Raw genomic sequence first — 12,215 nt, 5'->3', positions numbered from 1 at the left:
AATAGAAAGTGTATAGTTATTGATTAAAAACTATGTACGCAGAATATATGAGCGATAACAGCGTATCAATTATAATGGAGGTAAATCATATGAAGAAACCTAGTATATTTAGTAAGGATTATGATAGAAAAATAAAAAAACGAAAAAAGGTAATATTATCACTAATTATTATACCTATAATAGGGCTAATCATATTTTTAAATATAGATTTTAAAGGTTTAATAAATAAAGGTACAACTACTACCTCATCAAAAGATGATAAAGTTCAGAAAAAATCAGAAGAAGTTTCGCAGAAACAGACAAATGCGCAGAAGGATAAGATTACGCAAGCAGCAATTGCCGCAAAAACTGCAAAAGCAGCAAAAGCAAGTGCAGACAAGTCATCTTTTATAGCTACAATGCCTGATGGTCAAAAGGTAACTATTGAATATAATGGAGCATCAGCAAATAAGATTATAAAAGGAATATCAAATGCTAAGGATGTATCATATGATATAAGTCCAAGCAAGAAGCTGATTGTTATACAGAGTACAAAAAATCAAGATATAATATATGTTGACATAAATAAAGCTAGCAAAGATATAACAAGGAAAATATATACATCTAGTAACAATCAAAATTATTCAAAAGAAGACCAACTTAAAAACAATCCGGATTATATATGGTCAATTACACCAAAGTTCATTGATGAAGATAATATTGCGTATGTTAGTGAGTTACCTTGGATGAATGAAAAAAAAGTACAATATATATGGAAGTTGAATTTAAAAGACAATGTACATATGCAGGTACAACCAGCATCGGGCATGAAAATTACTTTTGGAGATTCAACAGCTAAGGGGCTAGAGGCAAACATAGATGGAGATGTAGTTTATGTAACTGCATCAGGTGAAGTAACAAAATAGCGAAAAGAGGCTAAACATGAATATAGGATTATCTTCAGCATGTTTTTATCCTAAATTGAATACAGAGCATAGTATGCAAACGATGAAAGAGTTAGGATTTAATTTTGGCGAAATATTTTTAAATACGCAAAGTGAGTATAAAGAGGAATTTATAAGAGTGCTATTGGAAAAAAAAGAGCTATATGAATTCAATGTAAATTCAGTTCATGCATTTTCAGCTTCTTTTGAACCATATCTTTTTGATAAATATGACAGAAGACGTAAAGATGTGTTAAAACAATTCAAAGAAGTTGTTAGGGCAGCAAAGATTTTAGGCGCAAGCTGCTATACATTTCATGGTATGAGGTATGCTGATTTTAATGAACTTGATACTGAATTTATTGTAGATATATATAATGAACTTTCGTATATAACTCTAGAGGCAGGAATTAAATTGGCACAGGAAAATGTCTCATGGTGCATGTCATCAGATTTAAAATTCTTAACTCTTTTGTCACAAAAATGTAAATATCCAACATATTACACTCTGGATTTGAAACAAGCATGCAAAGCTAATATTCCTATAGAAAAGTATATTAAAGTTATGGGAAGTAACATTGTGAATCTTCATATTAATGATAGAGATGATAATTCACCTTGTCTTTTACCTGGAAAAGGAAATTTAGACTATGATGACATTGCAAGAAATCTTAAAAATGTTAACTATAGTGGAAAAGGAATTATAGAAGTGTATAGTAACAATTTTTCAAGTTACGAGGAACTTACAAAGGTGAAGGACTTTGTTTCGAAAAAGTTTAGCGATGTTGCAGCGACCTAGAAGACCATTAAACGATAAATGTTTTATATCATTTAAAGCAATTATTAAATAAAATTATCTTGTAAATTATTTAAAATTTGGGTATAATCATAATATTAGACTATTTGAGCAAATATGCTTAATAGTATTTGTAAATACGTTAAAAGTTATGTTATAATATATATAGAAATAAGCATTTGTGAGTGATTAGGAGGAGTAATATAATGAACATTAAAATGGAAAAATTAGAAAAAAATATTATTAAATTAGAAATAACGGTAGAAGCAGAAAGATTTAATAAATCTTTAAAGAAATCTAGTGCAAAAAATTCAAAATCAATGAATATACCAGGATTCAGAAAAGGTAAAGCTCCAATGAATATAATAAAGAAAATGTATGGCGAAAATGTCTTCTTTGAAGATGCTATAAATTTTTGCTGTGATGATACATATCCAGAGGCTTTAAAAGAACATGATATAAATCCTTTGGACTATCCTAAAATTGATATTATTCAAATAGGGGAAGGAAAAGAGTTTATATACACAGCTTCAGTCGAAGTAGCACCTGAGGTTAAACTTGGAGAATATAAAGGACTAGAGGCTAAGAAAGTTGAATATAATGTATCAGATGATGAAATTGAAAGTCAACTAAAAGGCATGCAAGAAAAAAATGCTAGAATAGAAGATAAACTAGATGGCACAGTTGCAATGGGCGACATAGCAATTATAGATTTCAAAGGATTTATTGAAGAAACAGCTTTTGAAGGTGGAGAAGGAAAAGATTTTGAACTAGAAATTGGTTCAGGATCATTTATTGATACTTTTGAAGAACAATTAGTTGGTTTAAAAGCTGGAGATGCTAAAGAAGTTAAAGTTAACTTCCCAGAAGCATATGGAAGAGAAGACTTAAATGGTAAACAAGCAACTTTTAATGTGACTGTTAAAAGCATGAAAGCAAAAGAATTACCAGCTATTGATGATGAATTTGCTAAAGAAATATCAGAATTTGATACTTTAGAAGAATTAAGAAATGACATTAAAAATGCACTTGAAAAATCAGGTAAAGATAGAGAAAAGAAAGAATTTGAAGAAGCAGTAATAGATGCAGCTTGCTCTAATGTTGAAATGGACATTCCAGAAATTATGGTAAAAAGAGAAACTGATGTAATGCTTAAAGATTTAGAAATGAAATTAAAACAACAAGGATTAGATCTTGAATCATATTATCAGTATACAAACAATACTGAAGAAAAAGTTAGAGCGTTTATGAAAGAATCAGCTGAAAAGCGAGTTAAGACTGATTTAGTTATAACCGAAATAGCGAAAAAAGAAAAGGTTGAAGCAAGCGATGAAGAAATGCTTGCAAAAGCTAAAGAAGTTGCAAAACAATACGGAGACAAAGATATAGACAAAACTGCAGATTTAATTATGAAAGCACAAAAACAATATCTAAAAATTGATGTTTTAAATGAAAAAGTGATAAAAATGTTAGTTGAAAATGCTAAAGTGATAGCATAATATAGATTTAAATTAATTGCCAGATATTTATCTGGCAATTAATTTTAAATATAGGATAAAACTAAATGATTAAAAAGCTAATATTTAGGATATAATTAAGGAAAAGGTTACCTGTTAAGGCAGTAATATTATTAGAGCAAAGGAGTGAGTTATATGAGTTTAGTACCAATGGTTGTTGAACAAACTAATAGAGGTGAAAGATCTTATGATATCTATTCAAGATTATTAAAAGATAGAATAATTTTTCTAGGAGAAGAGGTAAATGATGTAACTGCTAGTTTAATCGTTGCTCAGTTATTGTTTTTAGAATCTGAAGACCCTGATAAAGATATTTATTTATATATAAATAGTCCAGGTGGATCAATTACATCCGGAATGGCTATATATGACACAATGCAATATATCAAACCACAAGTTTCAACTATTTGTATAGGTATGGCAGCATCTATGGGATCTTTTTTATTAAATGCTGGAGAAAAAGGAAAAAGATTTGCATTGCCTAATAGTGAGATTTTAATACATCAACCTTTAGGAGGATTTCAAGGTCAGGCAACTGATATTGATATTCATGCAAAACGAATCATGAAAACTAAGGATACATTAAATAGAATATACAGTGAAAGAACCGGACAACCAATAGAAAAAATTCAACATGATGTTGAAAGAGATTATTTTATGAGTGCACAAGAAGCTATGGATTATGGTCTAATAGATGAAGTTATAACTAAAAAGAAATAAGGTTAGTAGAGGTGAAAATATGACAAAATTTGATGAAAAAAAACAACTTAAATGTTCTTTTTGTGGTAAAACCCAGGAACAAGTTAGAAGATTAATTGCGGGACCAGGAGTATATATTTGTGATGAATGTATAGAATTGTGTTCTGAAATAATTGTAGATGAATTCCAGGGTGATGTTGAATTAGATTTAGGAGCACTTCCAAAACCTGCAGAAATAAAAAACTATATAGATGATTATGTAATTGGACAAAATACAGCTAAAAAATCATTAGCAGTAGCTGTTTATAATCATTATAAAAGAATAAACTCAAATGTTAATGAGAGTGATGTTGAACTTCAAAAAAGTAATATTCTATTACTTGGACCTACAGGCTGTGGTAAAACTTTGCTTGCTCAAACATTAGCAAAATTTTTAAATGTACCTTTTGCTATAGCGGATGCAACTACGCTTACTGAAGCAGGGTATGTAGGAGAAGATGTTGAAAATATTCTTCTTAAATTAATACAAAATGCTGATTATGATGTAGAAAAAGCAGAAAAAGGTATTATATATATAGATGAAATAGATAAGATAGCAAGAAAATCTGAGAATCCGTCTATTACTCGTGATGTATCTGGAGAAGGAGTTCAACAGGCATTACTTAAAATATTAGAAGGAACAACAGCATCAGTTCCACCACAAGGTGGAAGAAAACATCCTCACCAAGAGTTTATTCAGATAAATACTGCTAATATTTTATTTATCTGTGGAGGAGCATTTGATGGCCTTGATAAAATCATAGAAAAAAGGACTAGAACTACATCAGTTGGGTTTGGAGCTGAAATAAGATCTAAACATGAAGCAAATGTAGGAGAGTTACTTAAGTCTATAATGCCTGGGGATTTATTGAAATTTGGACTAATTCCAGAATTTGTAGGTAGACTTCCAATAGTTGTTACACTTGAAGCATTGGACGAAGAGGCATTAGTTAAAATTCTTAGTGAACCTAAAAACGCATTAGTAAAACAATATAAAAAATTGTTTGAGATGGATAATGTGGAATTAGAGTTTAAAGAAGAAGCTTTAAAGGCTATTGCAAAAGAGGCTATTAAAAGAGAAACTGGAGCTCGTGGACTTAGATCTATTATAGAAGACACGATGAAGGAAGTTATGTTTGATATTCCATCAAATGAAGAAGTAGCTAAAGTTATAATTAATGCGGATACTATTCAAACTAGAAATCCAGAACTAGTTTTAGCTGAAGGTGGAAAAAGAGAAAAAATAAAAATTACAAAACAAATTAAAAGTAAAAAAGGACCAGAATCAGCATAAATGAATCTTTGCAAAACACAAAAAGACGGATATTATATCCGTCTTTTTGTGTTTTGTTTAATTATAAAAATACAAATTTAAAAGCAAAATATTATATTAATTAATAATATTATATGGAAGAAAGTGAATACATTTAATCCTACTTGAGCATAATATCAAAAGATGCAATATTTACTAAAATATGCAAATTTAATATGCGAAAGGAGGATTAGTTTAATAGCTTCATCATTAAACTTTAATTAATATGACAACTAAAATTCTCATGGCAGTACAATTCTTTTTTACGGTGGTTATTGGGTTATATTTTTTTAATGCATTAAAAGCTCAGAAAAGTGGTAAGGTGGTCGTTAGTAAGGAAAATAGAAAAGAAATGGAAAACTTAAGAAAAATGAAAAACATAAGCCTTACGGAGCCACTTACGGAAAAAAGCAGACCAACAAAATTTGAAGAGGTTATAGGCCAAGAAGAGGGAATTAAGGCATTACAGGCAGCGATATGTGGACCTAATCCTCAACATGTCATAATTTATGGCCCGCCTGGAATAGGGAAAACAGCAGCTGCTAGATTAGTGCTTGCAGATGCTAAAAAAAGAGCAAGATCTCCTTTTAAGGAAGATTCGAAGTTTATTGAAATAGATGGTACTACTGTTAGGTTTGATGAACGAGGTATAGCAGATCCACTTATAGGATCAGTTCATGATCCTATCTACCAAGGAGCAGGGCCACTCGGAGTAGCCGGAGTACCTCAACCTAAGCCTGGTGCCGTTACAAAAGCACATGGTGGCATCCTATTTATTGATGAAATTGGGGAATTGCATCCTATAGAAATGAATAAACTTCTTAAGGTATTAGAAGATAGAAAAGTCTTTTTAGATAGTGCTTATTATAATGAAGAGGATCCTAATATGCCTCTTTATATTAAGGAAGTGTTTGATGAAGGACTGCCAGCTGATTTTAGGTTAATTGGTGCAACTACACGTAATCCAGAAGAAATAATGCCTGCTATAAGATCAAGGTGTATAGAAATATTTTTTAGAGCATTATTACCTGAAGAGTTACAACAAATTGCCAAAAATTCAATAAGTAAAATGGACCTTAAAATTTGCGATAAGGCACTAGACCTTGTAGGTAAATACTCAAGTAATGGACGTGATACTGTTAATTTAATTCAACTAGCTTGTGGAATGGCAATTAATGACGAAAGAGATGAAGTGAGTATTGAAGATATCGAGTGGGTTATAGAAAATGGTCAATATTCCCCTAGGGTTGAGTCTAGGATATCTGATAAACCACAAATTGGTTATGTAAATGGGCTTGCAGTTTATGGAGCTAATATAGGAGCTGTAATGGAAATTGAAGCTAGTGCCAAAAGAGTAAAGCTTAGAAAAGGCATTCTTAAAATTACAGGAATTATTGAAGAAGAGGAAATAAGTAGTAGTAATAAAAAACTTCGACGAAAAAGCACTGCAAGATCTTCAGTAGAAAATGTAGTTACAGTACTTGAAAAATATTTTAACATAGATTGTGACGATTATGATATTCATGTTAATTTCCCAGGTGGATCACCAGTGGATGGACCTTCTGCTGGAGTAAGCATAACAACTGCAATGTACAGTGCGATAAAAGGAATACCCGTGGATAACATGGTTGCTATGACAGGAGAGATATCAATACATGGTAATGTATTGCCAATAGGTGGTGTAAATGCTAAAATCGCCGCGGCTAAAAAAGCAGGAGCCACAAAAGTAATTATTCCAAGGGATAACTTTCAAGATAGTTTTAATACCATAGAAAATATTAAAATCATACCAGTTAATAACATTAGTGAGGTAATAAAAGAAGCGTTGCTTCTAGAAATACCTAAAAATATTAAAACTACATTCGAGCCAGAGGTAGACGTTATAGCGGCAAAGTCATTAAAAATTTAGTTTGTCATTTTTTTTAAAAAGGTAATCCATTTTAAAATATAGTGGATTACCTTTTTTATTTTAAAGGTTGTAGTATTGAAAAATAATTATATTATAGGTATACTATAGTAGTGTCACTATAGTAATATAGTGTTGCTATATTTATATACTGCTATTATGTAAATGTAGTGTAACTATAAAAATAAAACAAATAAGTATTTATAGTTTATGATATGGAGTTTATATAAAATTAAAATAATAATTTTATATTTATAAACGACGATTAATATAATATAGAAAAGAGGGAGAAAAATGGATAAAACAACAAAACTTCTTCCGTTAATTCCGTTAAGGGGTATGAATATATTTCCATATATGGTATTGCATTTTGATGTTGGTAGAGAAAAATCTATACTTGCCTTAGAAAATGCTATGCTAAATAATCAAGAAATTTTTCTGGTTTCACAGAAAGTATCGAAAATCGAAGAGCCAGAAGAAAAGGATATATATGAAATTGGTACTATTTGTAACGTTAAACAAATATTAAAGTTACCGGGAGATTCAATTAGAGTACTAGTTGAGGGAATGCAAAGAGGAAAAATTTCAGAGTATAAGGATAAGGAACCCTTTGTAAGTGTGGAAGTAGAGCTTATTTACGATGAACAAAGCGCAGATGATAAAAAATGTAAGGCATATATTAGACTTATAGATAAAGCTTTTGAAGAATACATAAATTTATCGGTTAACAGTTTTCCTGATGCGTTATTCAGTTTAGAAGAAACAGAAGAACCTGGAAGATATTGTGACATTGTAAGTTCCTATTTAATATTAAAGCCACAAACAAAACAAGAATTGCTTGAAATATTAGATGTTACTAAGAGACTTGAAAAACTGTTATTTATATTAAAGAATGAGCTTGAAGTCTTAAAAATAGAAAAGAAGATTGGAAGCAAGGTTAAAGGTAAAATAGATAAAATTCAAAAGGAATATTATCTAAGAGAACAAATGAAAGCTATACAAGAGGAACTAGGGGAAGATGACGAAAACAAAAAAGAAATAATTGAGTATGAAATCAAAATAAAAAAGGCAAAACTGCCTAAAGAGCCAAAAGAAAAAGCAAATTATGAGCTAAATAGATTAAAAAGTTCAGGAAATTATTCTGCCGATAGTGGAGTATCAAAGTCGTATTTAGATTGGATATTAGCTCTACCTTGGAATAAATCGACTAAAGATAACATTGACATAAGTAAGGCCAGAGAAGTTTTTGATAAAGAGCATTACGGGCTTGAGGATGTTAAAGAAAGAATAATAGAATATTTAGCAGTTAAAAAAATTAGCAAGACGCTTAAGGGACCTATACTTTGTTTGGTAGGGCCACCAGGAGTTGGTAAAACATCTATAGCGAAGTCTGTTGCAAATGCATTAAATAGAAACTTTGTTAGAATGTCACTTGGTGGAGTAAAAGATGAAGCTGAAATAAGGGGGCATAGAAAAACTTACGTGGGAGCAATTCCAGGTAGGATTATATATGCAATGAAACAAGCCGGATCAAAGAATCCATTGTTCTTATTAGATGAAATTGATAAGATGAGTGGTGATATTAAAGGCGATCCTGCAGATGCTCTTTTAGAAGTATTGGATAGTGAACAAAATGCTAGCTTTAGGGATCATTACCTAGAATTAGATTTTGATTTATCAAAAGTCTTATTCATAACTACTGCAAATAAATTGGACACTATTCCAAGAGCTTTATTAGATAGAATGGAAGTCATTGAGGTATCAGGATATACATCAGAGGAAAAATTTCATATTGCTAAAAATCATATTATTCCAAAGATGTTAAAAGAACATAATATGGATGATGGTAGTATAACCTTTTCGGACAATTCAATAACTTGTATAATTGAAAACTATACAAGAGAATCAGGGGTTAGAAGTCTTGAAAGACAAATTGCTTCTGTAATTCGAAAGGCAATAACAGAAATGGTAGAGAAAAACAAAAAGGGTGTTAATGTTACAGCATCTCATGTTAAGAGATATTTAGGTGCAGTTATGTTTACTTATGACAAAGCTGAAACTGAAGATAAAGTTGGTGTAGTAACTGGACTAGCATGGACTGAAGTTGGTGGGGTTACATTACCAGTTGAGGCGAGTGCTATGGATGGAACGGGTAAGCTAGAACTTACAGGACAACTAGGGGATGTTATGAAGGAATCCGCTAAAGCTGGATATAGTTATGTTAGAGCTAATGCTTCTAAGTATAATATAGATAAAGACTTCTATAAAAATAAGGATATCCATATTCATGTTCCAGAGGGGTCAGTACCTAAAGATGGACCATCGGCTGGTGTAACTATGATAACTGCAATGGTGTCTGCATTGACTAATAGAAAAGTAAGGCATAATGTAGCAATGACTGGCGAAATTACGCTTACAGGAAGAGTGCTACCTATTGGAGGGCTTAAGGAGAAATCATTAGCTGCATATAGAGCAGGTATTGATACAATTATAATTCCTTGTGAGAATGAAAAAGATACAGAAAAAATACCAAAGAGTATTAAGGACAAACTAAAATTTATATTTGCAAGTAAAGTAGAAAATGTACTTGAACATGCATTACTTGAAAATACATTAAATGGAGAGATAAATAATGGAGATAAAACAATCTGAATTTATAATATCAGCAGTAAAACCTGCTCAGTACCCAACAGATAATAGAGTAGAATATGCTTTTGTTGGAAGATCGAATGTAGGCAAGTCATCTTTGATAAATACTATAACAAATAGAAGAAAATTAGTTAAAGTTAGTGGAACACCAGGAAAAACTAGACTTATAAATTTCTTTTTAATAAATGATAGTTTTTATTTTGTAGATTTGCCAGGTTACGGATATGCAAAAGTATCCAAAACTGAACAAGCTAAATGGGGAAAAATGATGGAGGACTATTTAGTTCGTAGGCCTCAACTACAAAAGGTAGCATTACTAGTGGACTGTAGACGTAAGCCAACTAAAGATGACCTTCTAATGTACGGATGGATTAAACATTTTGGATATGAAGTTGTAATAGTTGCAACTAAAAAAGATAAACTAAACAGAGCAGAATTAGTAAAGAATAATAAGTTAATAAGGGAAACTTTACAACTAGATCCAAGTGAGGCGATTATAAATATCTCATCACTTAAAAAAATAGGGGTCAAAGAACTTTTAGGAAATATGTTTAACGACAGTTCAGAAGATGAACCACTAACTTCTAATGGAAATCCAATACTATAATAAGAAAAAAATTTCAGTAGAGATATAAAATAGATCTATATTACGGTGTGCAAGTTATTACTTGCACACTTCGTAATAAGGTCTATTTTTCGTTAACACTCCATTTTATATTAATTTTAATGTTTAACGACAGTGTTGGTAATATGACAATTTTTAAAGGAAGACAAAAATGGCTTCCTTAAATTATTTACACCGTTTTTCAATCAGGTTTAATGCCCTATATGCTTCTTTTATGATAAGGTCTTCATTATCATTGCGTATTATTTTTTTTAGTTCAGAGGTTGCAAATTCAATATTAAAAGCCGAAAATGCCATTGTAATTTTCCAACGAAGAATGTAATCATATTTATATTTTTCATAACACTTGATAAGTTTTTTAACAACAAAACATTCGTTAGGAATATCATTATAAAAGCATAAAAATCCTATGCCATCAATAACCTCTCGAATTACAAAAACATCATAATCGTTAAGGGATTCAACTAATATAGGCAATACCGATTTATTCATTTTCCCCATTACCCTTGCGATAATATCTCTTGGCAAAGGATAACTTATTTTTTCGGAAACTTTATTAGGTAATTTAATATGTTGATTTTTCCCTATTTTACCCACATAACTAAGCATTTGTTTCGCAATTTCACTATCTCCTTTTTCTAATGAACTACATATTTCTATTTTTGTATAGAGGGATTTCTCTTTCACAAGAGTTTCTAATAAAATAATACCTAAATCTAATTGCGAAATATTATTACAGTTTTCTAACAACCTTACAGCAATAGTTCTTTCTAATGCTTTTTTTGATTTTAACAAAACACATAATTCATCAATTGTCAGTAATTTATAATCATTAGTAATATCAGCATTATCTATATAACCACGTTTTTTCAAATCTTCCTTACTACTTTTCATATCTTACTCCTTATTGTTTACTAATTATAATTCTGTGATTAATAAACCTTATCCTAATATTGCGTCCGTATTTAATTGTACAACAGAGTAGTGTAAATATTCAATTTTTTCTCTCATATTCCATTTAGAAATTCTTATTTTGTAAATGGAAATTTCACGTTTTAATCTCTTATTACAAGGAATGCAGGAGAAAGTTATATGGATACATTTTATTTCATAAGTATTTATATGAAAATTTGTATCAATTTATTTCTGGGAGAATAGTATATATTAGAAACAAAAGAAAAAGATTTTAAAAGTAAATTAAGAAAAGTAATTAAAAGGAGCAATTAAAAGGAGGGTATTTAGATGGATATGAATAGCTTATTAAGTGGATTGGCTGAATCTCAAAAGAATGGTTCCAATAAAAGCTGCAATTGTAACAATGATGGCGGCGGATGTAACAATGGTGGTAACTGTGGCGGTGGATTCGGTGGTGGCAGCGGTATTTGGATAATCGTTTTATTACTTTTGTTTTGCTGCCAAGGTCAAGGACAAGATAGTGGTACTGTATGCGGATGTGAGCCAAAACACTGCAAGGAGCTTTGCAGATGTGGATCAAGTGGTAATGGTAATGGATTCTTTGGTTTAGGTGGATTCGGTGGCGGATGTGGCGGCGGTAGTGGTATTTGGATAATAATTTTAATTCTTTTATTGGTATGTAGTGGCAATGGAAGACAAAACAAAGGATGTACGAACAATATCATTAATTTAGATGGCTGCGACGACGAATAACTAGGAAAATTAATCATATGTGAAAAATATATATTAAGTAAACAATAGATAAATTATATGTTCTTAACTTTAGTTGAAATA

Annotated in this window: 10 protein-coding genes; 9 read left to right on the top strand and 1 reads right to left on the bottom strand. The window is 30.7% G+C overall.

All coding sequences use genetic code 11. From position 1 onward, the window contains the following. The first annotated feature begins 89 nt into the window (after positions 1 to 89). The 8 genes from KPL44_RS00540 to yihA all read left to right on the top strand — a co-directional run bounded on the left by KPL44_RS00540 (position 90) and on the right by yihA (position 10,448). On the top strand, positions 90 to 905 hold the full coding sequence (locus KPL44_RS00540; protein WP_216246453.1) for a hypothetical protein: 816 nt from the start codon (positions 90 to 92) through the stop codon (positions 903 to 905). Positions 906 to 921: 16 nt separating this feature from the next. Further along, positions 922 to 1,722, top strand: a complete 801-nt coding sequence (locus tag KPL44_RS00535; protein ID WP_216246451.1) for a sugar phosphate isomerase/epimerase family protein — start codon at positions 922 to 924, stop codon at positions 1,720 to 1,722. Positions 1,723 to 1,925: 203 nt separating this feature from the next. Continuing rightward, positions 1,926 to 3,218 carry a trigger factor gene (tig, locus tag KPL44_RS00530; RefSeq protein ID WP_216246450.1) on the top strand — a complete coding sequence of 431 codons (1,293 nt, stop codon included), beginning with the start codon at positions 1,926 to 1,928 and terminating at the stop codon, positions 3,216 to 3,218. Positions 3,219 to 3,371: 153 nt separating this feature from the next. After that, a complete protein-coding gene (clpP, locus tag KPL44_RS00525) occupies positions 3,372 to 3,956 on the top strand; it encodes an ATP-dependent Clp endopeptidase proteolytic subunit ClpP (protein ID WP_171298053.1) in 585 nt (194 codons plus the stop codon). Positions 3,957 to 3,975: 19 nt separating this feature from the next. Next, positions 3,976 to 5,268 (top strand): ATP-dependent Clp protease ATP-binding subunit ClpX, encoded by a 1,293-nt coding sequence (clpX, locus tag KPL44_RS00520; protein ID WP_216246449.1) that lies wholly within the window; start codon positions 3,976 to 3,978, stop codon positions 5,266 to 5,268. A 244-nt stretch (positions 5,269 to 5,512) separates the two neighbouring features. Next, positions 5,513 to 7,195 (top strand): ATP-dependent protease LonB, encoded by a 1,683-nt coding sequence (gene lonB / locus KPL44_RS00515; RefSeq protein ID WP_216246448.1) that lies wholly within the window; start codon positions 5,513 to 5,515, stop codon positions 7,193 to 7,195. Between the two features lie 291 nt (positions 7,196 to 7,486). Next, positions 7,487 to 9,844: an endopeptidase La gene (lon, locus tag KPL44_RS00510; RefSeq protein ID WP_216246447.1), complete on the top strand. Its 2,358-nt coding sequence runs from the start codon at positions 7,487 to 7,489 to the stop codon at positions 9,842 to 9,844. Next, positions 9,825 to 10,448, top strand: a complete 624-nt coding sequence (yihA, locus tag KPL44_RS00505) for a ribosome biogenesis GTP-binding protein YihA/YsxC (RefSeq protein WP_216246446.1) — start codon at positions 9,825 to 9,827, stop codon at positions 10,446 to 10,448. Before lon ends, yihA begins: the two co-directional genes overlap by 20 nt. Before the next feature lie 183 nt (positions 10,449 to 10,631). Here yihA and KPL44_RS00500 read toward each other — a convergent pair whose 3' ends face one another. After that, positions 10,632 to 11,360, bottom strand: a complete 729-nt coding sequence (locus KPL44_RS00500; protein ID WP_216246445.1) for a hypothetical protein — start codon at positions 11,358 to 11,360, stop codon at positions 10,632 to 10,634. A 348-nt stretch (positions 11,361 to 11,708) separates the two neighbouring features. Here KPL44_RS00500 and KPL44_RS00495 point away from each other — a divergent pair, with 348 nt between their 5' ends. Continuing rightward, positions 11,709 to 12,134: a hypothetical protein gene (locus KPL44_RS00495; RefSeq protein ID WP_253201568.1), complete on the top strand. Its 426-nt coding sequence runs from the start codon at positions 11,709 to 11,711 to the stop codon at positions 12,132 to 12,134. Positions 12,135 to 12,215 lie beyond the last annotated feature (81 nt).

It is taken from the genome of Clostridium sp. DSM 17811, assembly GCF_018861905.1.
GTDB lineage: Bacteria > Bacillota > Clostridia > Clostridiales > Clostridiaceae > Clostridium_AD > Clostridium_AD frigoriphilum.
Note: the sequence above shows the minus strand (reverse complement) of the source record. Positions and strands in the feature narration are given on the sequence as shown.